Below are 26,607 nucleotides of genomic sequence, written 5' to 3'. Positions count from 1 at the left end.
GATGAAACAATTTAATTGAGCTTATGAAGTGTACCGTTCTTATGTTCATTGAGCAGCTTTGAGAAAAGCTTGCTAGAGTAATCAATCCTACGCTCTGGAAACTCGCCTGTAAGTATAATCTTCAACATATGAAGTAGACGTTTACCCGTTAGTTCAGTAGGTCCGAGAGACCATTGTCTAATACTGGGATATAAGTATATCAACCCCGAGTAACGAAATGCTGCCCTCAATCTTTCATAAAAATCATCATAGCTAAGTAATATACCGTTTGCAATTAATTCCTTGTAATAAATTTTGGCATCCTCAAGGTTAAAATAACTAGCCAAGTCAATATAAAAGGGCGCATAATAACACCACCCGAAGTCAATAAAATAGGGTTTTCCATTGTAATAATGGATGTGGGAACCGTCTACCGATTGCAAATCTCCATGCGTAAGAGTCAGGCTTTCCTTCTCATCGTACAAAGCCGCCATATCACGTGCAAAAGCGTTGGCTTTTTCACGTAATAATGGCAGATACGCGCCAAATTCCCTGTAAAATTCGGGGTTCTGCTCTATAAGCGTTTGAAAATGGTCCACAGACACTTGTGTAACTAAATAATTTTCCCAATAATGACGGTCAGCATGGGGGAGCCACAGCATCTCCGAACCTCTATGCATATTAAGGGCATGGATTCTGGCTAATGCCTCCGAAACTCTTGGCGACCAGTCTACGCCAGGCGGAGGAGATTTAACACTACCCAAGTCTTCTATCGCCATCCATCTAGGCTCATTTGTTTCTAGATCTAGTGAAAAAGTGGCGGGCGTGTTCTGATGGCCCTGGTCAGTTAACGTTTTCATTGCCATGCGTTCTTTTAGAGCAGCTTCTTTAAATATTACGCTCTCCTTTTGACCATTTTCATAAGTAACCTCTATACGACGTACATCCGCACCAGACCACCCACGTTCATCATCCGTCATATACCCTTGCTCTAGATGACGGATCTTTCCACGTTGTAGTTCTTCGGCTAAACCTTGAGCAATTATGATCATATTATGTTCCAAATTAATCTACCTACCAATCTAGTTAATATAGGTTACTCAATAGAGCAATTTTTTGAACTCCTAAGAAATCTCAAGCAAACAGGTGTCCGACGTGCCTTCGATCTCACTTCCTTCCTCATTATTTTTCAAAACAAAAAAAGGGCAGAAAATGAACAAATTGTTCATCTTCTGCCCCTGTAGAGAATTGACTAACGGATAACATGATGTCCAATTCAACCGAATGTCAAACAAATGACACTTGTCAAAATAGGCTTAATGTAAAAAAACCATGCATGAGAGCACGGTTCCGCAGTCAACTAGAAGTAGTCGATGTCCCATGTTCTTAACTAATGCAGGGGTTATTCCATTTTATTACATGAAGAAATAAACCACTTAAATAAGCGGATTTCTGCAAATTAAATGAAATAAACCTAATGCAATTAACTAGCTAAGAACAACAGCAGACACTTGATACTTCCCCCTTATATTGAAACTAGCTATAGTATAGATTGAAAACAGGAACTAGTCAAAATTCTAAATGCTTTATGAGGAGCAGCGTTAAACAAAAGGATTACCTCCGAGCCGTTGATACATGCCCTAGGTAATCCTTTTCTATTTATTTAGTACATGGAATCATGGGAGACATGCTGCTCCTTCAGTTGATGCCCGTCGCGTGCACGAGTCTCTTGCTCCTCATTCGTCCCGCGGCCCATGAAAGGCCACCAGTTCGCTGGTCCGAACGTACGGACCATAACGGGAATGAATAGCGGCAGCATGAGCAAAGCGTATATAAACAGTCCACAAAGCACAATTGTTGCAATTTGCAGGAGTGACATTACGCCAGAAGGGAGCATCGCCGCAAACGTACCGCCCAGAATAACCGCTGCAGACATAATGACTGTTCCCATGTTTTTCATCGCTTCAAGAATAGCTTCCTGCGGGGAGAGATGGCGGTACTCCTTGAACCGATCCATCAGGAAGATACTATAATCGATGCCGAGTGCTACCAGCATGACGAAGCCGAAGAAAGGAACCGCCCAGCTGATGCCCGATTGGCCTAACAGCCGTACAAATATGACCTCTGCAATCGCCATCGAGGAATAAAAGGTAATCAGCAGTGAGGCTATCATATACAATGGCATGACGATCGACCGGAACAAAATGATCAAAATAATCGATATTCCGATCAACATCAAAATAACTGTACGCGAATAATCTTGTTTCGATATGTTGCTCAAATCGTTGTTCATGCTCGTTATACCGCCACTCGCCACCTGCGCGCCGCTATATGCAGAGCCTTGAATTGCGCGATTTACAGCCGCTTCAAGACCGTCGATTTGCGCCATTGTTTCTTGGGAGTAGGGGTTGCTGCCAAATACAACATCGAACTTAGCTGTTTGACGATCCTCCGACATATACACATCAAGCGCCGTTTGGAATTCCTCGTTCGCAATGGCTTCTTCCGGGATGTACCAGCCCGTCATTTGTTTATTCGGCGATCCGGCAAGGCCATTCAGGTAGCCTCCTGCCGAAGCGAGCCCATCTTTTACCTCAGTCAAGCCATCTACACTCTGATCAAGGCCGGTTATAAGCCCGCCAAGCTGAGCATTAAGTGAAGCAAAGCCCGCTTGCAACTCTTTCTGGCCATCGGTCAGCTCGTTAAATCCTTGTGTTACGCTTGGTAGCTGAGAGACGATTTGTCCTTGGCCTGTAGCGGCCTGCGCAATCCCTTTTTGCAGCTCGGACAGTCCAGCTGCCAGCTTGCCAAGACCCGCAGCCAGTGACGACTGTCCTTCTACTGCCTGTAAGAAGCCTGCATTGGCCTGCGTCATGCCAGATGAAATGCCGGCAAGCTGCTCGTTCAGCTGTTTCAATTGGCCGCTAATGCTTGAAGCTCCCACTTGCAGTTGAGCCAGTGTGCTTAGCGCTTGTTTGTAATTTGCATCGTTTTGCAGCTCTGGGTAGCTCTCTTGAAGATCTGAAATCCCTTGCTCGACCCCTGACAAACCACTCGCAAGCTTCGCTTGGTCCGATGCAATGGCAGTGTAAGCACCTGTCAATGTTCCAAGACCTCCGCCCAGCTTATCATAGCTGACCTGCAGCTGCTTGCTTGCGCCAGCCAACTGCTCGGCACTAGCCTGCGCTTGCTTCAGGCCCTTGCTAAGCTCGCCCGCACCAACCGTGCCGTCCTTCAAGCCTTGCTGGATTCGTTTCAAGCCATCACCAAGCTGCACAATGCCATCCTTCAGCTTATTGGTACCTACAACGAGCTGCCCGGGGCCATCTGCTGCCTCATTTAATTTTACTGCATTTTCATTCAAGGCGCTGCTTGCTTCTGACAGCCCATCCCCAATTTTACCTAAGCCTTCGCCGCTTTGGCCAAGGCCATCCTCCAAAGACACCACTTGATCGGAGACAAGAAATTGATCCATAACCTCGCCTGTAGGGCGAGTAGCGCTGCGCACGGCTTTTACGCCTTGCGTATTTGCCAGTTCTCGGCTTACTTGCTCCAACGTAGCAAGCCCCTCAGGTGTATCCAGCGGCTTATCGGTTTTGACAATTACAGTTGTAGGCAGTGAATCCCCAGGGCCGAAGCTGTCTGATATGATGTTAAAAGCTTTAACCGAATCGTATTTATCGCCAATCTCGTCTAACGAATTAAAAGAGATCGTGCCTTTATAAGCTGTTAAGAACGGGACAATAATGACAGCTAATATAATGAGCGCCCATAATGGACGTTTCAAGGAAAATTTGCCGACCGCTCCCCATAGCTTGCTTGGCTTATGCTCCAAAGAACCTTTTGCCGGCCAAAACAGCTTGCTTCCGAGCAGCGCCATAAAGAACGGTACAATCGTAAATAATGCGATGAGCAAAATAGCTACGCCGACCGCAACGGCAACCGCCGAACGATAAAGCATAAACGTAGAGAAGCCAATAGCCGAAAAACCGACCAATACAGCTAATCCAGAAAACAATACGGTTTTTCCTGCTGTACGGTACGTATTGACGATCGCTTCCGTCGTATCACCGCCATTATGGTTAAGCTCTTCCTTGAAGCGGCTGATGAGCAGAATGCAATAATCGGTTCCTATACCGAACAATACGGCGACCAAAAAGATCTGCGTAAAATTAGACAACGGGAAGTCGAAGTATTCGACCAGAAAAGCAATAATGGACTGCGAAATTAAATAAGTAAATCCTACCGCTACAAGCGGCACGAACGGTGCGATGGCCGAACGGAATACTACGAACAAAATAACTAGAATAAAACCAAGTGTAATGAATTCTGTTTTCTTAAGTCCATCTTGCGAGCTTTGGAGAACGTCCTCGGAAATCAGCCAGTTACCCGTATAATAATGCTCCACTTTTACGTCCGAGATCGCCTCGTATAGGCCATTGCGAAGCTCAGAGATCTCACGGTCGCCGGCCTCGACATTCACGAGGGCAATGATGGTGTTGCCATCCTTTGATACCATCTGCTCTGCCAGCCCTTTGGTATCAAAGTGGGTCGTGACCGACAACACGCCGATCGATTTCCCATCGCTCTTAAGCTTGTTGATACCGCCCTTCACCTCTGCAAGGTCTTCAGCTGACAACCCTCCATCCTTATGGAATACAAGCACAGTTGGCATTCCGCTGCTGGTGCCAGAGCTGTCGTTCTCTCCAATGGCTTTTTCTAATTCGCGGGCTACGGTCGAAGAGTACCCATCTGGAACATTAATCTGCCCCTTTGTTCGTACCAGATCCTGCATCCCCGGTGCGGTAACCATCAGTCCCACCGTTGCAATCAGCCAGACCGCAAGTACCAGCCATCTAAACTTCAGTATTGTTCTCATTTCTAATCTCCCTCTTAATATAGTAAAATTAAGGATTCATCATTTCCTTTGCGAGTCTCTCGAAGGAAAATTAATTCCCGTTCTGTGTATTCTTTTTGTTTTTAATCAAAATTGCACTCGCCAATGTACCAATTATTAAGAAAATACCAATCAATAGTGTTACATTTTGCATACCTGAATTAAAAGCATTAAACACGAGCGACTTCATTTCATCAAAAGCTGGCATAGCTTTAAATGCTTCAGCTTGCTTGCTATCAAAAACTTGTGAACCCCCAAAAGCTCCAGCTTTATGGAAAACATCCAGCATTTGATTTTTAAACTCGGTAGGAATATTGGCTAAATTCATGATACTTGTGTACAATGAAGCGTTATAACCTTCCGTTAATTTAATTCCAAGCATTACAACACCAAAGGAGATACCCACTTGTCTAAAAACATTTAAAATACCAGAAGCCATACCTACATACTCTTTATCAACTGAACTCATAGCAGCATTAGTAATAGGTGGATTAACTAGAGCATTGCTAATACCTAAAAGAATAAAACCAGGCATCAGATAGCTCCACTCAAACGGAGCTTTGATCATATAACGCATAACAAATATTCCGATTGCACCGATAAATAGTGCTCCACTAACTAACCAACGGTTACCAATTTTCCCCGAGATAATTCCTGCAATTGGACCAAGAACTATCGTAAAACCACTAATGAGTAACATTTTTGCACCTGTATCAAAAGCCGAGTAACCCATGTAATTTTGCATAAGAATGGTTAAATAGGTAAAGCCTCCGTATAGTCCAGCACCTAATACAAAAGCTGCGATATTAGCCCCATTAAATGTCCAATTTCTAAAAATAGATAATTCAATCATCGGCTGTTCTACTTTTTTTTCGGTAAGGATAAAAGCTATAAGTAAAATAAGTGATAATCCAAGTAGACTTAAAATGTGCCAATCAGTCCATGCGTAGTCTCCATTCACTGACTTTTGAATTAAGGCTAAAATCATCGTAAAAATCATCGCTGTACTGAAAATCAGTCCCCAAATATCAATTCGTCCATTTTTGTTTGATTCACTTTCTTTAATCACAAACATTCCTAATATAATTGCTACAATCGCAACTGGAATGTTAACAAGAAAAATAGATCTCCAACCAAAAGCATCGACTAATGCTCCACCGACCAAAGGACCACCGGCAATAGCAAGCCCAACGGCACTACTCCAAATACCTAGTGCAAGTCCTCTTTGATTTTCTGGAAATGAAGAAGTAACTATCGTTAATGATAATGACATCATAGCTGCGCCACCAATTCCTTGAAATCCACGGAAGATGTTTAACCAAATATCACTGTTTGCCAATCCACTGGCTAAAGAGCCAATCATAAAAATACCCAATCCTAATAAAAAGACTTTTTTACGTCCGATAATGTCGCCTAATTTTGAAACTGGCAACAACATTGCCGCATAAACTAAAGTATAGGCATTCAACACCCATTGTAGATTTGAAAAACTCGATGAAAAAGCTTGTTGTATATCTGGTAATGCAACATTGACAATTGTAATGTCTAACATGGCCATAAATACGGTTAAACTAACCGTGGCTAGAACCCACCATTTTCTTTTTGATTGTGTCAAAATAAAAACTCCTCTCATGTATACGTGCGTACAAATGCATATATATATTAAAATGAAGAGCACTACATTATTTCGAATTCATGAGTGCTTTCATATTGTTAGCTGTTTGCTATAACTGCTGCGGATACAAACCACCCACTCTCGAATCGCTAAGTAGCGTTCGCTGTTATCTGAATATCAACAGAGGAAAAGTTATAAAAGTACCCTGCAAGTTCACTTCATATTCCGATAATCCAGATCATGCATCTTTGATTGAATTAAAATAAACATCTTCATCGTGTATACGTGTGTACAAATGCATATATAAATTAATATAAAAAGCACTGCATTATTGCAAATTCATGAGTGCTTTCATATTGTTAGCTGTTTGTTCAAATTTATCTACAATGAAATTGTTATTCGTTTTGTAATAAACTTCTCGCCCTTCTTTTCTCCTTTGAACGATACCAAAACGACTCATGAAGTCAAGGTGCCGAGAAATAACTGAACGATTCTGTGGAAAATATTCTGCAATACCACCGATTGTCATTTCACCATTTGCAGAAAGGAAAATTAACAACTCACTCCGCACTGGATCAAGTACCGCTCGAAAAAACTCAATATCAATATTGTCTTCTATCAGCTTTTTACATTTATTTGGATCAAGATTTAATCCCATTGTCATACCCCCTGAATTCATTATATGCATTCGTGTGCACATGTCAATGTTTTCGGAAAAATTCAATTTTATATCCCATACTTACACCTCCATAAAATCAGTCAGGGATTCTCTCTATCTTTTGATCAGCTGTTATTCATTTTTCTTACCTACTGCTCAATCCCAGTGCTTTTCCATGGCTTCTTCACATCGAGAAAAACCATTTTTTGAATAAAACTTTACACTCTCACTACTTGGCCAAAGTATAAGAAACTCAACCTCATTTTCTTTTGACCATTTTTCCATAGCTTTATGAATTTCTGAGCCGATACCTAGATTCCTGAAAGCAGGGCGAGTATAAACATTCGTAACGTAACCGTAATAAGGATCTGGTGATTTCCCTGGCCTCGGAACTTTATGTATTAATTGCATATACATATGTGAGACAAGACTTCCACTAATCTCTGCAAACCAAATATACCAATCTCCACTTTTGATAGCTTTCACCAAGAACTCACTACAAACCTGGTTAAATTCCTCAAATGTGACCGCAGTATCCACACTTTCCTCTTCCGAGAAGTCCCAACGCATTTGAACAAGCTGAGGCACATCCTCCAACGTGGCCAAGCGAATTATCATCATACATCCCACCTTGCTTTTAAATATCTTTAAACTTCATTTTATCATATCTTTGCGCTAACCAGCCCGTTAGTTGAATGCCTCAATAGAATTAAATGCAAACATTATTTCTGCTTCACAAACCAATTCATTGTTTACCTTTGCGATGCCTATTCCTTTGACAATCTGTCCCTTGGCTCGGGTCACTTCGAATTCCAGATGGAGTTGATCCCCTGGTTTTACTTGCTTTTTGAACCGACAATTATCAATACCAGTCAGTAACCCTATCTTATGGTTATTGCTCTCTACGTTGGAAATAGCGATACCACCCACCTGTGCCAGTGCTTCTACAATCAAGACTTCAGGCATGACAGGATAATCGGGAAAGTGACCAAGGAAATAAGGTTCATTGAAAGTCACATTTTTGATTCCAACAGCTTTCTTTCCCTCAACAATTTCTAAGATTCTATCGACCAAAAGAAAGGGATATCTATGGGGAATAAGCTCTTTAATTCGATTAATATCAAGCATGGATTTCCTCCTCTAATATTGGCTTATAACCATTCTAACGTCATTTGGAGAAATCAGCCATTTTTATACTAACCTGCCCCTGACCGTTCTCTTCTTTCACCAACCCTAATCTTCCCAGCCGCTACAAAAATCGGACATGCTTGAGTACCCGGTAATAAAGAACAAGGAAAGTCAATATGCGATTTGACTTCTGCATTGTGTCTATGAGTATTAGAAATAACGATGCTCCTATTCCCAACAATTAGCAGCTAATATAAATACCGCTTTAACAGAACGTACGTTCCTGTTATGATGTAATTATAGTGTTTTTGTTCTGGATTATATTTCTACTTAGAAAGGATACATAATATGAATTTATATAAGTTTGAATTAACGGTTAACGGATTTCTTTTACGCGTTCATTTTAGTGCATCTGAAGAAAGTGGGCTAAAATGGTGTAAACGAATTGCTTCTGAATTCCAGAGTCATGTTGCTAATTTGGAGATAAAAGTTGATATACATAAAAAGGAGAAGCAAAAGAATGCATGGGAATATCACGGAAAACCTTATTTATATGATCGAACACTGAGGAAAAAGCCGCTGACAAAGAAAAACAATGTAGCTGAATCAACTGCTGCTATGTAAAGGGAATTAAAGAGACGGAGCAATCAACATATTGGAACACTGTGTTTGAATTTCATGTTGAGTACGATACTGAAAATAAAATATTTTTATTGAAATCGAGGAATACTTTCATCATTAATATTACCTTCTCGCCAAAAGCTCAGCTCAAGCATAGTCATTTTAGGATTTAGTGTGGGCGGATTTTGGGCTATCTCTATTGCAGTTAATATACCCACAAACCCAATCTGGGTATAACGGACGAACCCAGCTTTTATACAAGCCCATTCAATCAAGCCGGCAACATGCCGACAAGCAGTACGATCAGGCAAATCGTGGCTACAACTGACAGAGCCGGGATCATGATCCGATCACTCGGGAAATTCCCAGATACCCGGTCGTGGTTATGATCCATTCTTTCCGGCAATATCCGCGTCATTTGCTATGAACTTGATAATCTAGCCCTGTTTGCTGTCGTAAATTTTTTTCAGCAGGTCGGCAAACTGCTGTTTATCGCTTTCGGACAAACAATTCGTCATCTGAAGGCTGAACTCATCCAAAATCCGTTTCAGCACAGGTTCGAAATCTTTCGCCTTTTGCGTTGGATAAAGCAGGTAAGAACGACGATCCCGAGCATCCACCGAACGGTAAACGTATCCAGCCTCTTCTAGCTGCTTGACGCAACGGGTTGTAGTCGCTTTATCGAACTTCACTTCATTTGTGAGCTGGTCCTGGTTGAGCCCGGGATTCGACAAGATCGCCTTAAGATAACTGTGGTGCCCGCCCCCGCCGATATCAAATGGTTTTAATATACCAGCCAATTCTTTTTGGTTAATACGATGAACGTAGGACAACATTTTGCCAATCGAAGGTTTCTTCAACCCAGTACCTCCTTAAAATCTTTTGTATCCAAAAATTTTACCTCATGCAAGTTGCGTACGCAACTAACTTAAAGTATAATCAAAACCAAATTAGTTGCTAATGCAACTAATTGTTTTTGACGATAGTAAGGAGTGATTATTTAGTGAAACTGAAACTGGAAGACGAGAATCGTTTCATCACTTATCAAGATGACCCAGTTATCCAGAAAAGACGTTGGATCATCCTGATAGTCCTGAATTTATTTACATTTATGTCGACGCTCGACGGCAGCATCGTCAATATTGCTCTGCCCGTTATCGCGAAGCGGATGGATCTGACAGTCGCTGAAGCGGAATGGATAGTCACCGCTTACCTGATGACCATTTGTGCAGCGATCCTCTTTTTCGGCAAGCTCGGAGACATTGTTGGTAAAATTAAAGTGTTCAAATGGGGTATGATTATTTTCACGCTTGGTTCCCTTCTGTGTGGTTTCAGCTTCAGCCTGCCGCTTCTCCTGGGTTCACGACTACTCCAAGCCCTGGGCGCAGCGATGACGATGGCCAACAGCCAGGGCATCATTACAGACATCTTCCCAACAACAGAACGTGGAAAAGCATTGGGGTTGATCGGGACATTTGTCTCCCTTGGCAGTATAGCTGGACCGAGCCTGGGCGGTTTTATCGTATCCGGACTGGGTTGGGAGTATATATTTTTGGTAAATATTCCGGTTGGGCTGATCGCAATTGCGATTGGGTGGAAGGTACTTCCTGCTGATCGCACCAAACTGAAGGTCCGTATCGATAAGGCAGGGGGGTTGCTATTCCCTCTATTTATCATAGCTTTATTTTCAGGTCTACTGCTCGGGCAGCAGGTCGGTTATGGAGATATGCGTATCGTCGCTGCATTAATCATCTCCGCCATTGTTTTTGTTATTTTCCTTTTCGTTGAGATTCGTAAACCAGAACCCATGCTAAAGCTCACCCTGTTTAAAAATCCGCTGTTCAGCTTAAGCATTTTATGCGGCTTTCTGGTATTTGTGGCCAACTTTTGTTTTAACATCATCGCACCGTTCTATACGCAAAGTATTTTGAATCTTACACCCTCCCACGCTGGGCTCCTGCTAATGCTGTTTCCGATTGTCATGGTAATCGTAGCTCCACTCAGTGGCGCACTATCGGACAAAATTGGTTCCGAGCTGCTCACTTTCGCAGGACTCATTGTGATGGTTATCGCTCAAGTCGGACTTGCACGACTTCATAGCGGCAGCTCTATCATTCTGGTTGGGAGTTGGATTGGTATGCTCGGTCTCGGCAGCGGTTTGTTTCAATCACCGAACAACTCGTTGGTAATGTCGAAAGTGCCCAAAACCCAGCTCGGAATTGCAGGGAGCATTAACTCGCTCGTCCGCAATATGGGCATGGTCGTGGGAATTACGGTTGCTACTACCACCCTATTTGGTGTTATGAGCAACTTGGCTGGTCGTAGGGTTACAGGACTTGTGCCGGGCCGCCCCGATCTTTTTCTATCGGGCATGCACGTGGTTTTCATGACATCCGCTTTAATATGCTTAGTAGCTGCAGTACTTACGGGTTGGAGGCTGTGGTCGGCTAAACGGACTTTACGCCGCGAACATTTACGGTCTTGATAATAATATACTTGATCTATAAATCAACTTAGGTGCTGCTTTAGTCCAAAAAGTTAAATTATTTGAAAATTTAAAATATTAATTTCTAAAATTATTGATGTACTTTTTGGTTTAGGGACATCAATTAGATTGACACCCAATCATAAAATAAAGGCACTCAGTAATTGCGTGCCTTCTATGCCCGAAAGATACAATCCTTTTCACTTCTAATCTCCGCAAAATGGAAAACCCTCTCTAATACAGCTGACCTCGTGTTAATTGTTAACCGTATTTTTTGCGCTATCGATCATTCAATCCATGTTCAATAGATTAGGGGTTATTCCAGAAAGTTCCCCGAAATTTTGACTATAAGGTGTGCCTGAAACCATGTTTACCTTTTTTTAGTCGGCTCCCAAGTGTCTTCAAACTACTTTTCACATCGAAAAAGCGAATAAACTCTTCAAGGATCGTATCCAAGAAGAGTTTATTACAAAAGATTTAACTTATAGAATCAATGTTGGTGAGCATTTCGATTCAGGACGGTATATCAGTAAAGGATAAATGTCCAATTTATACTAATGCATGTGGTATATAAAGTTCTTCTAAACGGGTAATTTCTTCAGACGTTAATTTAACCGATAACGCCGAAACCGCATCTTCAAGATGGCTGATTTTGGTCGAACCGATTATTGGTGCTGTGACCTCTTCCTTTTGCAGCAACCATGCAAGAGCAACTTGTGCGCGCGGAATCCCTCGGTTAGCGGCAACTTCCGCTACTCTTTCAGCAACTTTGCGATCAGCTTCTTCCGTTTTAATAAACAACGCTTTTGCTATTTGGTCGTTCTCGGATCGCGAGGTCTGCTCATTCCAGTCCCGGGTTAACCGGCCTGCCGCCAAAGGCAGGTAAGGAGTGATGCCAACGCCCTCATCTTTGCAAAGGGGGAGCATTTCTCTTTCTTCTTCCCGATAAAGCAAGTTGAGTCTATTTTCCATGGAAACGAAACGTGTCCAGCCATTGCGCTCCGCGACATGCTGCGCTTTCGCAAATTGCCATGCCAACATGGAGGATGCTCCGATATATCTAACCTTTCCCGCCTTAACTAAATCGTGAAGAGCCTCCATTGTCTCCTCGATTGGTGTATTAGGATCCCACCGATGGATCTGGTACAAATCGACGTAGTCCGTTCCAAGCCGTTTTAGACTGTTATCAATTTCGGTCATGATGGCTTTACGGGAAAGTCCCATTGCATTCGGACCTTTGCGCATCGGAACAAATACCTTTGTAGCAATGACGGTTTCATCACGACGGGCGAAATCCTTTAATGCACGTCCAAGAAATTCTTCACTTGTTCCATCCGAATACATATTAGCAGTACTAAAAAAATTAATGCCCATTTCGACTGCTTCTTTAATGATCGCTCTGCTGTCCTCTTCATCCAATGACCATGGGGTATTGCCGCGTTCAGGTACGCCGAAGCTCATGGTTCCAAGACTTAATTTCGAAACATCCAAACCGCTTTGTCCCAGTTTCACATATTCCATTTAATAACACACTCCTTATATTTGTAGGCGTTACGCCTTATATTATCTGTAGATCTTCTGGTGAGTCAGTACTAGAGATTAAATCACCAAAGGAACTGGCGTATCTCATTTGAGAACGTTGATGAGTACCGCAAAGCCTTGTGACGCGAGATCTTTCGCTATTTGAAGCCCGATTCCTTTGTTTGCCCCAGTGACCAAGGCGACAGGTTTATGCATTTTTCACTCCTTCTTTACATCCTTTGCAGAACTTAATAATTTTCATAGGTTGACATATCAACCTAAAGACAAATTCAATTCCCTTGGTTGATGTATCAACTAACAAAACAAACTGTACCACCTTGTGGTTGATGTGTCAACCATGGTATTATATTGGCATGGATATTAATGAACTAAACGAAGACGAAATGCGACTATGGAATACGTGGAAAGGCTCCTTTAAACGAGTCTTTGGTCACGTTGTAAAAGAAATGTCTGAATATACAGGACTATCAGAAGGTGATTTTGGAGTATTAGATCGTTTAGTCCAATTTGGGGATGGAAAACTTCGCCAACAGGAATTAGCTGACTCGATGGACTGGGATAAGAGCCGACTATCTCATCATCTAACGCGTATGGAAAAACGAGGTCTAGTTCTGAGGAAACCACTGGACACAGATCGCGGTGTGCAAGTCATTATTACTCCCGTCGGAAAGTCAGCCTTGGATGAAGCCCTTCCCATAGTCTCAAAGGCAATACGCAAGTATTTTCTAGATCTATTAACTGATCAAGATATTAAGTCAATAACTGAACTGGCGGAACGAACCAAAAAAATTGACAGATCGCCTAGTAACGACTCTTCATCTTGATCGCTGTTTTGGATGGCATGCACAACATATAAGTACTGCAATTGACAAGTAACGGGCCTCTCTCGCTGAAAATAGCGGAGGGGTCAGTTTAATTTTATTAGTAGAAGCCGTATGGGTGTAATGCAGCCGAAACTTTATTAAATAATCATCAAATCAGTAATCAAACCACGTTCGTATCCTTTACGGAAATAAATCGGTACAAGTTCTTGTCCAAGATTCGGGACACAAATTTGTAGCGATAAAATAAAAAAGCCGCTAAAAAAGCGACTTTCAATGGGACTTGTCTTGTTCCTTGACATTAAAGTTATTGTTTTTTTATTATGGCACTAGTGTCCTAAAACAAGATTAGGGCAGCTCGATAGAACACATCGATAACTTCCGTAATTATCATCTTTCTATGCTTGAAGCCCAATTTTTAAAGTAAACTAGTATCTCTTCTAGATTCGTTGCTCCGCCTGCACCATGAAATACTCCATCCCTCACAATGCAGTAGAACCAATCTTCATCACTTCTCTCTTCTTCTATCGAATCAAATGGCGTATCCTCTAAATAAGTTTCCGCCAAATTGATTTCAACAGACCAACCGGGATTATCCACTGTATCAATTTTCACACCATATGAATGTTCCCAATCCCCATTACAGTTTTCATAATACCAGTTTTGAAGCCATTTTAATGTATTCATCATCTCTACCTCTTCTTGGAATTCCGTCGGGTCTAGTTAGTCTTACTACTACAGATTCGTTCAATCTCCTCAACTGGAAAAATCGTAGTTCTGCTCATCGAAACAAGATTGGTGTAGAAATCATTCATCACTACGGCTATTGGAGCGTACCGCATGATAATCTTTGCTGCTGAATCCATCAGCTCTGGCAACTCGTCGCGCTCAGCACAACGGCGTATGTAGTCTATACGTTCAGTTCGGTTTACCATGCCAACCAATGCCGTTACAAGCCAGTTCACTAACGTTGTTACCACATAACACCCATCATGAGTCTTGTTCGCTTCAAGAAAATTCAATTCGGAATCGGACAGTTCAAACCGAGAAGAGGTCGCAAGACCAAAGTCCGAAATATAAACACGGTTTCCGTCGGTTAAAACATTCTTAAAATGAAGATCGAAATGATGTAACTTGTTTGCATTCATAAAGGAGACAGCGGATCGCAGATTCAAATCCACCATGGATAGTGCTGAAGCGGCTTTACTCTCACCAATAGCAATCTGTTCGGAAAGCCAGTCGTGCAGGTTGTAGGGAATGTACTCACAGAACAGTACAACACTGTACTCGGATTGTTCAAGTGCCTCAATACGGTCACGCATTTTTGAAGTATCCCAAAACTCAACCATACGGGAAACATCGCTCAGTTCATCAGAGATTGGAGTTCGTCGTTCTGGACTTTTTAACACCCGCCAGTGGTACATTAACGGAAAACTCGCACAGTGATTTGCCAGCACCCAGTTGGTGGTCATGGTATGGGCTGCAACCTCGCGCCATACACTATAACCTGGAGAACCTATGCCATACTGGCAATATGGAGGAAGTTTGAACACGTTTTCCGTGGACATGGCATTTTCAGTGAGCCTTTCTTTTTCCGTAAGTGGTATTATTTTCACGAAGATGGGCGTTTCCTCAATCTGCATCAAAGCCGTTGCACCACCAATGCCAGTATCAAGACCCGTAGCATCTTCTACTCGTTCTCGAAGCTGTTCATCACTGAGCAATGTTACGGTTGTGGACACGATAGCATAGCGGGTAAGGCGAGTGTCATGAGACACATAAAACTCCTTCGGTGATGATTTCATAGGGGGTATTCTCCTTTTTTCCCAGATCGGATGGCGTGAAGTATGTACATTTTGTACATTTACATAAAGTTCCCTACTACCTCCCTGAAAGACAGGAAAGATATATCCACTCTTAAATACGGCCCAAAGAACAGCTCTTTACATAAGGTGCTCCCTAACTTTCTCTGATCATAGCATATTCAACGACGTTCCATTGCCCTTGCCGGCAAGCAAGTTTCATGTCTAAAGAGATTGATCCCTCGTTTGCACGATACTTCCCAACCTCAATAGTCATCTCATCTACGTTGATCGATTGCTTCTGCTTTTCAATGGTTAGAAGAATGCCTTTAAGCATCGTTTTCCCCTGCTCATATAACTTTTGCTCTATTAATTGTTCATAGGTGTAGTTATAAATCTTCATGTTATATTCTTTTTGTAAGTATTCTTCAATAACTTGTTTATCAGAACTTTTCAAAATAACTCCATCTTCCCAAACCAGAGAAATGTACTCCATATCGGCATTAAGAGCTGTATCATTTGAAATCACTTCATCCAACGCTACGCTATAAGGTTCAGTAAGATCCTCCTGTGAACCTGAACTAGTCAAACTGCTGGAGCAAGCTGATGTTAGAATAATCAGTATAATGTTGAGAATAAAATATAAATATTTTACTTTTATTATAATCCTCCCCTTTAAAGTACTCACTTAAATGAACGCAATACAACTATATGATGTTGCCAAATAACGAAACAATGCTCTTGTCCCGTGACACGAAATGGTTGGGGTTCTGGATTAATTACTCTTCTACGGTCTCTCGAGTCCCCCAAATAAAAAATAAAGTGTCGAGAAAGTCCCTAAGACTTTCTCGACACTTTAAGGAACTGTGATCACAGTTCTCTAACATATATAAGCTACATCTCATTTATATAAAAATCTAATTTATTCAGTGAACGATTCGCTAACAATGATGTGTTACAATATCTGACGACTATCTTTAAGTAGAACATCGTGTGCACTACCCTCAACAATACTTGTAGAAGAAACTAAGGTTATCTTAGCATTTTTTTGTAGTTCAGAAATTGTCAGGTAACCACAATTACACATTGTTGAACGTACTATGCTTAAAGAAAGTCCAACATTATCTTCTAAACTTCCTGCATAGGGTACAAACGAATCAACTCCTTCTTCAAAAGAAAGTTTTTCGTCACCGCCTAAGTCATATCTTTGCCAATTTTTTGCCCTTGTACTTCCCTCTCCCCAATACTCCTTCATATAATTACCGTTTATATTCACTTTTTTAGTGGGGCTCTCATCAAATCGGGCAAAATATCTGCCTAACATTAGAAAATCTGCTCCCATAGCTAGCGCCAATGTAATATGATAATCGTGTACAGTACCTCCATCAGAACAAATTGGTACATAGATTCCTGTCTCATTAAAATATTCATCACGAGCCTTCGCTACCTCAATTAATGCGGTAGCTTGACCTCTCCCTATGCCTTTTTGTTCTCGTGTAATACAAATTGCACCGCCGCCAATTCCTACTTTTACAAAATCAGCACCAGCTTCGGCTAGGAAACGGAAACCTTCTTTATCAACTATATTTCCTGCCCCAATTTTTACGGTATCACCATAATTCTTCCGGACGTATTCAAGAACAATCTTTTGCCATTCTGTGTATCCTTCGGAACTGTCAATACAAAGAACATCTACTCCAGCTTGAAGTAATGCTGGAATTCGTTCAGCATAATCTCTAGTATTAATGCCTGCACCAACCATATATCTTTTTGATTCATCAATCAACTCATTCTCATTATTCTTATTAGTATTGTAATCTTTTCGAAACACCATCGAAATCAATCTTTGTTCATCATCAATGATTGGAAGACAATTTAATTTGTGTTCCCATATAATATTATTCGCTTCTTTTAATGTGGTATCTTTATTACCACAGATTATTTCTTCGAACGGTGTCATAAAATCTTTAACTTTAGTGTCTAAAGTCATCCGACTAACTCGATAATCTCTGCTAGTTACAATGCCTACTAATTCACCTCTAGAACTTCCATCAATTGTTACTGCTACAGTCGAATGATTTGTTTTCTTCTTTAACATTAACAGTTCGTCTAAAGTAGCTTCAGGAGATATATTTGAATCACTAACAACAAATCCAGCTCTATAACTTTTAACACGAGCAACCATTTGTGCCTGACTTTCAATAGATTGTGATCCGTAAATAAACGAAAGTCCACCTTCTTTTGCTAAAGATATTGCCATTGTATCATCAGAAACAGACTGCATAATTGCTGATGTCATAGGAATTTTCAAAGACATAGGAGGTTTATTTCCCTTTTTAAATTTCACTAAGGGTGTTTGTAAGCTAACATTTGCCGGTATACACTCTACAGATGAGTAACCTGGTATTAGTAAATACTCACCAAAGGTGCGCGATACTTCATTCAGATAAACTGCCATATTATTTTCCCCCTTGTTCTTGAGCTGTTTTTTCCATAAGTTTATATAGACCTTGATACAATCCCATAAGCATCTCATCATCGAAGTCAGTAAATAACTCCTCTATATACTGTTCTTCCTCCTTACCTCTTTCCAAGTAATACTTTTTACCCTCAGATGTTAAAGCAACACGTAAACTCCTTCTATCAGTTTCATCTTTTCCTACTGTAGCAAAACCTTTTTTCTCAAGAATATCTATGATTTTTTTCACATTCTGACTCGAAGTACCGACAATTTGAGCAATATCTTTTAGGTTAAGAAAGTAATCATCATAAAGAGAAATATTCCACAACACAAAAGCTTGTTTTAATGAAAGATCCTTATATCTTCTATCACCTAAAAGTTGCAAACGGTTAGACAATGTGAAAATTGATCCATAAACATAGGCTTTAGGTGTGATTTTTTTTTCGATTGGAAATTCCAATATTTCCACCTCCAAAATAGGTAACTGGTTATGTATTAAAATATCTAACCAGTTACCTTTTGTCAAGTTAATTAAGAGGATACAAAACGAAAGATTTAATAAGAAAAGTGGATTTTTGCCGGCTGCCTGCGTCACTTCGTTTACTTATAATGATAGGGAATGAAGATATAATTGCATTGCTTGAAAGTGTTAAATGGTTTGGTAAAACTGTTCATTCTAATTTTTTGCTCGAATTACTTCTTAGCTAAATATCTCCAGTGTTGTTCACTCTGTACTTCAGTTCAACAAAAAAGTCGCTATATAGCGACTTTAGATGGAACAATGTTCTTGTCCCTCGACTTTCCCCTTTGAACACAGTCTGTTAAACGTGTATAAATCATTGTTGTTAGCCTTATGAATACCACATCATACGTTGGTTTAATTCACTTTAATTGTTTTAAATACTGCTCCATCAATTGATTTATAAAAAAAATAGATTTTGATGCTTGCGAATATGCAAGGATCAAAATCTATTCATCTATTAGCTTAGATGATCAATACCAACTCATCTTATACTTTACTTTTTCAATCCAGCTGATATGGCTTGCCAGAACCCTGAATCTTCAGTTCCCATAGACCAGATGGAGATACCCGCGAGGTTATACTTTATTGTTAAATGAGTTTTTTCCTGGATACTTGCTGCATTTTCGTACCAAACCACATGTTTTGAACCATCATCTGCTTGATAGCGGAGAGACATTGAAGACGAAGACTCATCCCATTCTGGTTTAGCGCCTGTTGAAGCAATCAAAGCAGGGATATCTTTTAAAGCTATAATATCTCCATTCTTCTTCGTTTCATTCCAACTATATCCATAAGCTGGTACTCCAATAATTACTTTTTGAAGAGGAATTTCAGATATAGTGTACTGAATGGCAGCCTCCATCCAATCTTTACCTGCTACTGGTCCAGAAGGTCCCCATGGACCATTCTGGTCATAAGTCATAACTTGAATATAATCAGCATGCTTGCCTAATTCCTTGTAATCGAAGGCACCTGACCAGCTATTAGTAGGATCATTTTCAAACTCAGCTGGAACCGATACCATTGTGAGATATCCCTTAGGTCGTAACGTTTGAGAAATCTCTCCTATAAAGCTACTGAAAGCTTTACGATCCTTAGCATCAATATTCTCAAAGTCAATATTAATACCTTTATATTGATTCGTTTTAACTAGGTTAAGAATACTCCTGATAGCCTCTTTCCTTACTTTCGAATCGCCTACAATTTTGTGAGCTAGTGACGCATTGAAATAATCTCCTTGCCAATTGGAAACCGCTGCGAACGTTTCGATATTTTTCTTATTAGCAAAAGAAATAGCTTCCTTGGGTGCAGAACCAAGAATTTTCCCTTTCGAGTCGAATGTAAATGAGTCTGTAGAAACTTGAGTGAGGTGAGAATAATTAGTAATAAGAGAGTCATAAGCATTTTCATCTTGAGCATAGTATCCCAAAACTATTTTGGAGTTGGAACTCGCTGAAACATTACACGGTGATAAAAGAAAACTACTTAATATTGTGCTAATTATGGAGAGATATAAAAGTTTTTTCATTACAATACACACACCTCGTATTTAGTTATTTATTAATTTATCAGTATTTATGAATTGATTAATCTCTGGCATGACGTCATACCCAATTTCCCTAACGAACGTTCGTTAAGCCACTGTAGCATAGCGTTTTTTTGAATACAATATATATAGATATAATCTCATATTATTAGTAATTCACTAAGACATTAGGATAGACACATATAAGTGCCCCCCATTCCTTGCCATTTTGCACTCAAGAAACTAACACTATTTATTTTAAAATTGTAATGAAATTAACTTTATTTTCTCTTTTGCAACAATTTGACATGTTGCTCCGTTAGAGGTGCTGAATACATCCTAGGAGGAAAACATATGAATACTCGTAACAAAAAAATAGCCTTAACTTTAGCCGCAACGATTATAGCAGGAGGAGCTTTGTCATTTACTAACTTTAACAGTTCCGATGCGGCAGAACTTAATTCAACTAAGGAAATCCACATTCTTCCTATGAAGATTTCAGAGCAACTGAACAATAAACTAAAAAATGTCAAGCTCTCATATCAAATTCCGAGTATCGTTATTTTCAACAAACATCTCAGTGATAAAGAATATAAGGATTTAGAGAAGAAGATTGGTAAGTTCCACATCAAAAATACGTATAGCAACGTTCTTGAAGGATTCTCTGCAAATCTCACAAAAAGACAAATTGAGCTTTTAAATAATGTCTCATTCGTGTCTTTAATTGATTTAGATTCAAAGATTTCGTTGGGTAAAGAAATTACCATAACATCGGATTTTGTTAATAATAGCGAGCATTGGTTCGCCGGATTCGCAGATTATCCCAAAAAGGATCGTTCAATCTATAAACTGAATTATTCGTTTAAGTCACTACCGAAAGAAATCAATATGAATCAAAAGGGACTATACCTGAGTGGTGTTAACCGTAGTGATGATTTATTCATGTTCGTGAAGAAAAAAATAGATAAGACATCTAAGTTAAAGCCAAATCAGACCTATCTTGTAACCTTTGATTTTGATATTGCGACTAACGCAGCGAAGGATAGTATGGGTGCTGGTGGTTCTCCAGGAGAGAGTGTGTATGTAAAAGCTGGAGTAACTAAGCAAGAACCCAAATCGATTCTAAATAAGGATTATTTCTATCAAATGAATATCGATAAGGGCCAGCAGTCTCAAGAAGGAAAGGATGCTTTTGTGCTCGGTAATTTATCGAAGAGTACATCTACAGATCAAACCTATGAAGTAAAAACGTTCAATAATAAAAACCGACCTTTTCTCGTGAAAACGGATGCGAAGGGAGAATTGTGGATTATCCTTGGCACGGATTCTGCATTTGAAAGCGAAACCAGTATTTATATCACAAGAACTAAAATAACCCTTAAAGAAATTTAGATTTAGATTTTGAGTAAGGAGCTGTGCTAATGACAGCTCCTTTTATCTACTTCCACTCGCAGACGAAAAGTCTCTTTCTTCGTTTCTTCACTCCGGTTTTCAGTGTTGAGATCGTCCAAACATGATCACTTTTTATTTGGGATCCTTACCTCCCATGGAAGAACTGCGGCAAATATTTGCGGTTCTGCTCCAGCATTTCATTCAGCATTGCTTCTGATATACACACGGAATCGGTTAGCGGATGAGAGCTAAGGGCGAGCAGTGCCTTCTCCCTGCTTCCCGAGACCGCCGCTTCGATGGCCAGACTCTCATAGGTCTTCACCGCTTGAATCAGGCCAACTGCGGCATCCGGTATTCGTGTAATAGGTACCGGAACAGCTCCTTTCTTCGTTACCAGGCAATTCACTTCGATACTGACATCCTGTGGCAAAAAGTCCAGGGTATCGCCGTTCATGACGTTTAGCGTTAGAACCTCTCCGCTATCCGTATGAATCGCCTTCATCAGATTGACAGCCGCCTCGGAATAATAGGCACCTCCACGCTGCTCCAGCTGCTTCGGTTTCTCCACTAGCTCTGGTCGCTTGTAAATCTCAAATAGTTCATCCTCAAGACGCTTGACCATCTCAGCCCTCGTCTCGCCTATGGCTGCCGCAGCCTGCTGCTCCGCCAACATCTCACGGTGAAGGTAATAATATTTCAGATAATAGGACGGAATGGCGCCAATCGCGCGAATCAGCGTCTCGTTCCAAGCAAGCTGCGGCACGTTGCTGGCCGAGTAGCTCCCTCCTGTGTCCAACAACTCCTCCAGCTTGGACTCTCCATCAATCTCGATCCGGCTGATCCAGTGCAGATGATTTAACCCGACAAACTCGCAAAAGATGCGTTCCTCAGGCACCTGATAGAGTGCAGACAGCCACTTGTAGGCGGCGATCGGGGAATTGCATAAACCGATGGAACGTATGCTGGAATGCTTCATGATGGCTTCCGTTACCATTCCGGAAGGATTCGTGAAATTAAGTAGCCAGGCGTCAGGACATAACATCTCCATATCCTTGCATATCTCCAAGAGTACAGGTATGGTACGCAGAGCCTTCATCATTCCCCCGGCTCCGGTCGTCTCCTGCCCGAGCATTCCATATTTCAACGGGATCGTTTCGTCCCATGCTCTGGCCTCCAACAACCCTACTCGCATCTGTGTCGATACATAATGGGCATCCCGCAGTCCTTCCTTGCGGTCCAAAGTTAAAGTAATACTAATCGGCAGTCCGCTTTGTTCAACCATTCGCTTCGCCAGCCCGCCAACAACGGTGAGTTTATGAAGACCTTCCGGAATATCCACCAGCACGATATCCTTAACCGGAAAGCTATCATAATGACGGATGAAACCTTCAATCAGCTCAGGGGTATAGGAAGAGCCTCCCCCAATAACAGCAACCTTTAATCCTCTGCCCATTTCACATTCCTCTCCTTCACGGCAAGTCCTTGGTGCAATTGGTCATATACAGTGGAATCTGGTTTCACCCCGTCCTCATCCATGGCGAGCAGGATGGCACCCGCTGCTGGCTCAAGGGCCAAGATTCGCAACCGGCAATTCGGTGCTGCTGTAGTAACCTGAGACTCGATATACCGAACCACATAATCTCCTTCTCCACGAGTTAGCACGCTGCCAGCCAATACAACATCAAAGGAATCATTGCCCATCCCAAGTTTGTGAATAACCGCACTGGCGACTTTCCCCAGCTCCAAACCTTGCCTCTCCAATATTTTTCTTGCGACTTCATCCCCAGGCGCAGCCTGAAACAGCAGTTTCGCCAGGGTATGTGGTGCCCTTCTTCCATCGTCCAAAAATCGGTGGTACATCTCTTCCACGGTCTCGAAGGTAAGCTCCTTCAATGTAAGCGACGTCAAAGTAGTTGGCTGCTCCCTACCTTCCCATGAACGAATGACTGTCCGAAACACCTCGACGGCCAGTTCACCACCTCCACCAAAATCGCCGAATTCATAACCGAATCCTCCAATCTGAACCTCCTCGCCTGCAACGTTAACACCGTATCCATTCGTCCCGCTTCCGCATATAAGGACGACCCCATCTGTCTGTCTTGTGCCGGCTCTCATGGCAATGACAGTATCGCATACGATACGGTATTTCTTGAAACCCATTGCGCCTATTATTGGCCGCAATATGCGAAAATCTGCCTCACGATCGGCTCCCGCAAGTCCGAATGTAGCGTAAGTGATATTCTCTCTTCCAAGCCCCGCTTGTGCATGCGCTTCATCAACGGCCTGGATTATACTGCCTTCTGCAAAGGCAGCACCAAGCTGATGATTGCCGCAGCCACTGATTCCCCTTCCTAATATTCGTCCCGTTTCGTCCGTCACGACAGCCAATGTCTTGCTTCCTCCACCGTCTACTCCCAAGTAAAAGTTCAAGTATGATCTCTCCTATGTCGCCCGGCTAATGAAGCCGCCAGCCAAGACTTTGGGGCGAAAGCTTCGCGCAAAAATCTTAACGAAAGGACTGCTTCCAGCCATGACTTTTATTTCGCTGCTGCCATTTTCGCCTTATTCTCCTGCCATCTCGCTGTTTTGTACTTCAACAACTTGTCATAACCGGATTTTTGCGCATCCGCCTCAGCCTTATCCAGAAGCGAAAGCACTTCCTGATCCGAGGTCGTGGAGCTTATCGCTTTAGCTCTAACTTGCTCATAAATCTCAAACACGCGCTGCGCAATAATGCCTTCTTCCGAATCGCTTGCAGGATCCAGATTGGCGAACTCCGTTGTGTTCATCTGCGTCTTCCATGTAATCTCCGATTGCCAGTACGTTTCAAAATTCCGCTTCTCTGGCGGAAGAGTAGACTCGAATTTCATCTTAGAATTGTCCACATAGACCGTGTTGCCGTTCCATTGAAAGTTGACCGTTGCGTTCATTAACTCATCACGACCTTTAGCGTCGCTTGTGAATTTGTCGGTGAACAGCGGCATATCCTCCTCGTCCGTTCCATCCCAATATAATCCTTCAGGACCCCACATAATCGTACGTTGGCCATCAGGACCTGTGAACCAATCCAGGAAGGCGAAGATGGCTTCTGGATCTTTGGCCGATTTCGTAATGACGCTGACATTCCAGCCCAGCTGTTTATAATCGCCAGGGAAAATCTTGTTGCGATCCAACTCGGCTTTGTGTACAGGCCATACCATGATGTAACCAGCATCCGGGTCTTGCGCTTTAAGCAGATTGTTGCCCTTGGAGCCAAACTCGGTGGGACTGGACGCTACATAAACGGCTACTTTGCCGTTTATAACCTTCTGCTCGACCTGCTCCAGCTTCTGTGTGAAGGCATCCTGAGTGACAAGTTTTTCACGGTACAGACGGCTCATATACTGCAGCAGCTCACGATAGACAGGATCCGTGAACAGGGATACGAGTTGATCCCCTTGTGGAACGGCGATCATACTGTTGAATGTATGTGGGCGATTTTCTGCAAACGCCGATACCATGATGTCCACTCCTGCAGCAGTTTGACCAACCTCCAGCGGAACGACATCTGGATACTTTGACTTCACTTGCTTCAAATAGACGTACAGATCCTCTGGTGTTTCCAGGCTCGGCGAGCCGAGTTCCTCGTAAATCTTCTTATTGACGAGATATCCTGCGTTGCCGTTTGGCTGCGTCGTATACCAGTTAGGGAACTGATATAGCTTACCGTCAGGTGAGCGAAGCAATTCGAGCGTAGACTCCCCAGCCCACTTTTTCAGATTGGGGTATTTATTCAGATAATCATCGATGGGGACCAACATCCCCTCAGAACGGAGCTTTTCGACATCCGCACCACGATCCATCCATATAACATCCGGCAGTTCACCGGCCACGATCATGGTACTGAGCTTGTTCTTGGCAACGCCACCGGAGCTGACCGGAACGACGTCGATCTTTTTATTCTCTTTGATCCACTTCGTCGCAGCATCTTTACCCCATTCCGGCATTGTGTACCAGTCATAATGGCCGTAGAATGAGAATTCCAGCGGTTTCTCTCCCAGTACAAAGGTATCCCCCGAGACTGGGTAATTCTTCTCTTGGCTTGCAGTATTACCTCCTGAACCCGAACATCCCATTAAAGCCATGACAATGATAAGTGTGACTGACAAGCCAGAGAGAAGGTTCTTTTTCCCTTTTTTCATTATGAGTGCTCCCTTCACAATTCATCTATGGTCAAAGCGGTTGCTTAAATCCTTGGCCGGGATTTGCTTGAATTACTCCTTCAAAGAACCGATTAATACGCCCTTCACAAAATATTTCTGTACGAATGGGTAGACGCAGAGGATCGGAATGGTTGCCACCATCATCGTCGACATGGACAACGATTTGGTAGTTACGGTTTTCATCGCGCTCATCCGGCTCTGTGCAGCAGCATCCATGTTCTGCATCTGTTCCATCATGATATTGGCATTAAGTATCTGCTGAAGCTTAGTCTGAATGGGTAGAAGATCCGTGTTAGATATGTAGATACTTGGTGCAAACCAATCATTCCAGTGATACACTGCCGTAAACAGCGACAGCGTTGCAATGACCGGTCCCGATAAAGGAAGTACGATTCGGATGAATACCCCCCAGTTCGAGGAACCGTCGATACGGGCGGACTCCTCAAGCCCGGGCGGGATTCCCTTAAAGAACGTCCGGAATATGATCATATTCCACACGCTGATAATGCCTGGTATGACCATAACCCAAAAAGAGTTCATCAGACCCAGCTCCCGAATGAGCAAGTAGTTGGGTATAAGTCCGCCGCTAAAGTACATCGTTATGATGCAAGTTACCATATAAAAGTTGCGACCCATCAATTCGCGTTTAGAAATGCCATAAGCTAATATGGCTGTTGCCACAATGGAGAGCAGTGTACCCAGCAACGTTCGGAGCACCGAGATGATGAAACCGTCAATCAGTCGCTCATCCTTAAACACAACAAGATAATTTTCAAGCGTGAATTCACGTGGCCAGAATGTAATGCCGCCCTGCATCGTATCTGTCCCCGAGTTAAATGAGATGACGGCAGCGTTCCAGAACGGATATAGCGCAATAAATGTAAACAAAGCCAATGAGACGTAAATTATGCCAACAAACCATCGATCCCCATTCGACAGCCTCATATGTATCTCTC

General features: G+C 42.1%; 24 protein-coding genes. 4 read left to right on the top strand and 20 right to left on the bottom strand.

Going from position 1 to position 26,607, the window contains the following annotated elements:
* Positions 1–11 precede the first annotated feature (11 nt).
* From gpAD87_RS09345 to fabZ, 6 genes are all read right to left on the bottom strand, one after another.
* Positions 12–1,043, bottom strand: a complete 1,032-nt coding sequence (locus tag gpAD87_RS09345) for a hypothetical protein (RefSeq protein ID WP_064637740.1) — start codon at positions 1,041–1,043, stop codon at positions 12–14.
* Positions 1,044–1,642: 599 nt separating this feature from the next.
* Positions 1,643–4,858, bottom strand: coding sequence for an MMPL family transporter (locus tag gpAD87_RS09340; RefSeq protein WP_064637738.1), 3,216 nt, complete (start codon positions 4,856–4,858; stop codon positions 1,643–1,645).
* Between the two features lie 70 nt (positions 4,859–4,928).
* Entirely contained in the window at positions 4,929–6,491 is a 1,563-nt protein-coding gene (locus gpAD87_RS09335) for an MFS transporter (protein WP_082935053.1), read from the bottom strand.
* 328 nt (positions 6,492–6,819) lie between these two features.
* A complete protein-coding gene (locus gpAD87_RS09330; RefSeq protein ID WP_064637734.1) occupies positions 6,820–7,149 on the bottom strand; it encodes an ArsR/SmtB family transcription factor in 330 nt (109 codons plus the stop codon).
* A gap of 156 nt (positions 7,150–7,305) precedes the next feature.
* The gene (locus gpAD87_RS09325) at positions 7,306–7,770 is read right to left on the bottom strand and encodes a GNAT family N-acetyltransferase (RefSeq protein ID WP_082935052.1); all 465 of its coding nucleotides are present in this window, start codon (positions 7,768–7,770) and stop codon (positions 7,306–7,308) included.
* Positions 7,771–7,836: 66 nt separating this feature from the next.
* Positions 7,837–8,277 (bottom strand): 3-hydroxyacyl-ACP dehydratase FabZ, encoded by a 441-nt coding sequence (fabZ, locus tag gpAD87_RS09320; RefSeq protein ID WP_064637730.1) that lies wholly within the window; start codon positions 8,275–8,277, stop codon positions 7,837–7,839.
* Positions 8,278–8,625: 348 nt separating this feature from the next.
* On the opposite strand from fabZ, the gene gpAD87_RS09315 reads away from it, so the two are divergent.
* The gene (locus tag gpAD87_RS09315) at positions 8,626–8,901 is read left to right on the top strand and encodes a hypothetical protein (RefSeq protein ID WP_063563735.1); all 276 of its coding nucleotides are present in this window, start codon (positions 8,626–8,628) and stop codon (positions 8,899–8,901) included.
* Between the two features lie 268 nt (positions 8,902–9,169).
* Here the strand turns inward: gpAD87_RS09315 and gpAD87_RS32785 are convergent, their stop codons facing one another.
* Both gpAD87_RS32785 and gpAD87_RS09310 read right to left on the bottom strand, forming a co-directional pair.
* Complete coding sequence (locus gpAD87_RS32785) at positions 9,170–9,292, bottom strand: hypothetical protein (RefSeq protein ID WP_269453499.1); 123 nt, start codon at positions 9,290–9,292, stop codon at positions 9,170–9,172.
* Between the two features lie 43 nt (positions 9,293–9,335).
* Positions 9,336–9,758 carry a MarR family winged helix-turn-helix transcriptional regulator gene (locus gpAD87_RS09310; RefSeq protein ID WP_063563734.1) on the bottom strand — a complete coding sequence of 141 codons (423 nt, stop codon included), beginning with the start codon at positions 9,756–9,758 and terminating at the stop codon, positions 9,336–9,338.
* A gap of 143 nt (positions 9,759–9,901) precedes the next feature.
* Here gpAD87_RS09310 and gpAD87_RS09305 point away from each other — a divergent pair, with 143 nt between their 5' ends.
* Complete coding sequence (locus tag gpAD87_RS09305) at positions 9,902–11,383, top strand: MFS transporter (RefSeq protein WP_231952488.1); 1,482 nt, start codon at positions 9,902–9,904, stop codon at positions 11,381–11,383.
* Positions 11,384–11,932: 549 nt separating this feature from the next.
* Here the strand turns inward: gpAD87_RS09305 and gpAD87_RS09300 are convergent.
* A complete protein-coding gene (locus tag gpAD87_RS09300) occupies positions 11,933–12,904 on the bottom strand; it encodes an aldo/keto reductase (RefSeq protein ID WP_064637728.1) in 972 nt (323 codons plus the stop codon).
* A gap of 105 nt (positions 12,905–13,009) precedes the next feature.
* A complete protein-coding gene (locus gpAD87_RS31405) occupies positions 13,010–13,120 on the bottom strand; it encodes an SDR family NAD(P)-dependent oxidoreductase (RefSeq protein ID WP_197521391.1) in 111 nt (36 codons plus the stop codon).
* A gap of 158 nt (positions 13,121–13,278) precedes the next feature.
* On the opposite strand from gpAD87_RS31405, the gene gpAD87_RS09295 reads away from it, so the two are divergent.
* On the top strand, positions 13,279–13,749 hold the full coding sequence (locus tag gpAD87_RS09295; protein WP_064637727.1) for a MarR family winged helix-turn-helix transcriptional regulator: 471 nt from the start codon (positions 13,279–13,281) through the stop codon (positions 13,747–13,749).
* Positions 13,750–14,136: 387 nt separating this feature from the next.
* On the opposite strand, the gene gpAD87_RS09290 is transcribed toward gpAD87_RS09295, so the two are convergent.
* The 6 genes from gpAD87_RS09290 to gpAD87_RS09265 all read right to left on the bottom strand — a co-directional run bounded on the left by gpAD87_RS09290 (position 14,137) and on the right by gpAD87_RS09265 (position 20,060).
* Positions 14,137–14,436, bottom strand: a complete 300-nt coding sequence (locus gpAD87_RS09290; RefSeq protein ID WP_231952487.1) for an immunity 53 family protein — start codon at positions 14,434–14,436, stop codon at positions 14,137–14,139.
* A gap of 29 nt (positions 14,437–14,465) precedes the next feature.
* Entirely contained in the window at positions 14,466–15,551 is a 1,086-nt protein-coding gene (locus gpAD87_RS09285; protein ID WP_064637723.1) for a protein kinase, read from the bottom strand.
* Positions 15,552–15,705: 154 nt separating this feature from the next.
* Positions 15,706–16,086, bottom strand: coding sequence for a hypothetical protein (locus gpAD87_RS09280; RefSeq protein ID WP_064637721.1), 381 nt, complete (start codon positions 16,084–16,086; stop codon positions 15,706–15,708).
* 417 nt (positions 16,087–16,503) lie between these two features.
* Positions 16,504–18,006, bottom strand: coding sequence for an IMP dehydrogenase (locus gpAD87_RS09275; RefSeq protein WP_064637720.1), 1,503 nt, complete (start codon positions 18,004–18,006; stop codon positions 16,504–16,506).
* A 1-nt stretch (position 18,007) separates the two neighbouring features.
* Positions 18,008–18,469 (bottom strand): MarR family winged helix-turn-helix transcriptional regulator, encoded by a 462-nt coding sequence (locus gpAD87_RS09270; RefSeq protein WP_163760983.1) that lies wholly within the window; start codon positions 18,467–18,469, stop codon positions 18,008–18,010.
* A gap of 556 nt (positions 18,470–19,025) precedes the next feature.
* Positions 19,026–20,060 (bottom strand): glycosyl hydrolase family 18 protein, encoded by a 1,035-nt coding sequence (locus gpAD87_RS09265; RefSeq protein WP_064637718.1) that lies wholly within the window; start codon positions 20,058–20,060, stop codon positions 19,026–19,028.
* Between the two features lie 351 nt (positions 20,061–20,411).
* Here gpAD87_RS09265 and gpAD87_RS09260 point away from each other — a divergent pair, with 351 nt between their 5' ends.
* A complete protein-coding gene (locus tag gpAD87_RS09260; RefSeq protein ID WP_082935050.1) occupies positions 20,412–21,449 on the top strand; it encodes a hypothetical protein in 1,038 nt (345 codons plus the stop codon).
* 145 nt (positions 21,450–21,594) lie between these two features.
* On the opposite strand, the gene gpAD87_RS09255 is transcribed toward gpAD87_RS09260, so the two are convergent.
* From gpAD87_RS09255 to gpAD87_RS09240, 4 genes are all read right to left on the bottom strand, one after another.
* The gene (locus tag gpAD87_RS09255) at positions 21,595–22,902 is read right to left on the bottom strand and encodes a 6-phospho-beta-glucosidase (protein WP_064637717.1); all 1,308 of its coding nucleotides are present in this window, start codon (positions 22,900–22,902) and stop codon (positions 21,595–21,597) included.
* Positions 22,887–23,879 carry an N-acetylglucosamine kinase gene (locus gpAD87_RS09250; RefSeq protein WP_064637715.1) on the bottom strand — a complete coding sequence of 331 codons (993 nt, stop codon included), beginning with the start codon at positions 23,877–23,879 and terminating at the stop codon, positions 22,887–22,889. Before gpAD87_RS09250 ends, gpAD87_RS09255 begins: the two co-directional genes overlap by 16 nt.
* 107 nt (positions 23,880–23,986) lie before the next feature.
* Positions 23,987–25,630, bottom strand: coding sequence for an extracellular solute-binding protein (locus gpAD87_RS09245; RefSeq protein ID WP_064637713.1), 1,644 nt, complete (start codon positions 25,628–25,630; stop codon positions 23,987–23,989).
* Positions 25,631–25,702: 72 nt separating this feature from the next.
* Positions 25,703–26,596, bottom strand: coding sequence for a carbohydrate ABC transporter permease (locus gpAD87_RS09240; RefSeq protein ID WP_064637712.1), 894 nt, complete (start codon positions 26,594–26,596; stop codon positions 25,703–25,705).
* Positions 26,597–26,607 lie beyond the last annotated feature (11 nt).

The sequence above is a fragment of the Paenibacillus sp. AD87 genome (assembly GCF_001659845.1).
Taxonomy (GTDB): Bacteria; Bacillota; Bacilli; order Paenibacillales; family Paenibacillaceae; genus Paenibacillus; species Paenibacillus marchantiae.
The sequence above is the reverse complement of the archived record's forward strand: the minus strand, read 5'-3'. Positions and strand labels throughout refer to the sequence as shown.

Bases quoted from the DNA above. Each gene is read 5' to 3' on its own strand.
- gpAD87_RS09340 (WP_064637738.1), bottom strand. From the start codon at position 4,858: ATGAGAACAATACTGAAGTTTAGATGGCTGGTACTTGCGGTCTGGCTG.
- gpAD87_RS09330 (WP_064637734.1), bottom strand. From the start codon at position 7,149: ATGGGATTAAATCTTGATCCAAATAAATGTAAAAAGCTGATAGAAGAC.
- gpAD87_RS09325 (WP_082935052.1), bottom strand. From the start codon at position 7,770: ATGATGATAATTCGCTTGGCCACGTTGGAGGATGTGCCTCAGCTTGTT.
- fabZ (WP_064637730.1), bottom strand. From the start codon at position 8,277: ATGCTTGATATTAATCGAATTAAAGAGCTTATTCCCCATAGATATCCC.
- gpAD87_RS09315 (WP_063563735.1), top strand. From the start codon at position 8,626: ATGAATTTATATAAGTTTGAATTAACGGTTAACGGATTTCTTTTACGC.
- gpAD87_RS32785 (WP_269453499.1), bottom strand. From the start codon at position 9,292: ATGGATCATAACCACGACCGGGTATCTGGGAATTTCCCGAGTGATCGG.
- gpAD87_RS09300 (WP_064637728.1), bottom strand. From the start codon at position 12,904: ATGGAATATGTGAAACTGGGACAAAGCGGTTTGGATGTTTCGAAATTA.
- gpAD87_RS31405 (WP_197521391.1), bottom strand. From the start codon at position 13,120: ATGCATAAACCTGTCGCCTTGGTCACTGGGGCAAACAAAGGAATCGGG.
- gpAD87_RS09295 (WP_064637727.1), top strand. From the start codon at position 13,279: ATGGATATTAATGAACTAAACGAAGACGAAATGCGACTATGGAATACG.
- gpAD87_RS09290 (WP_231952487.1), bottom strand. From the start codon at position 14,436: ATGATGAATACATTAAAATGGCTTCAAAACTGGTATTATGAAAACTGT.
- gpAD87_RS09285 (WP_064637723.1), bottom strand. From the start codon at position 15,551: ATGAAATCATCACCGAAGGAGTTTTATGTGTCTCATGACACTCGCCTT.
- gpAD87_RS09275 (WP_064637720.1), bottom strand. From the start codon at position 18,006: ATGGCAGTTTATCTGAATGAAGTATCGCGCACCTTTGGTGAGTATTTA.
- gpAD87_RS09265 (WP_064637718.1), bottom strand. From the start codon at position 20,060: ATGAAAAAACTTTTATATCTCTCCATAATTAGCACAATATTAAGTAGT.
- gpAD87_RS09260 (WP_082935050.1), top strand. From the start codon at position 20,412: ATGAATACTCGTAACAAAAAAATAGCCTTAACTTTAGCCGCAACGATT.
- gpAD87_RS09255 (WP_064637717.1), bottom strand. From the start codon at position 22,902: ATGGGCAGAGGATTAAAGGTTGCTGTTATTGGGGGAGGCTCTTCCTAT.
- gpAD87_RS09245 (WP_064637713.1), bottom strand. From the start codon at position 25,630: ATGAAAAAAGGGAAAAAGAACCTTCTCTCTGGCTTGTCAGTCACACTT.
- gpAD87_RS09240 (WP_064637712.1), bottom strand. From the start codon at position 26,596: ATGAGGCTGTCGAATGGGGATCGATGGTTTGTTGGCATAATTTACGTC.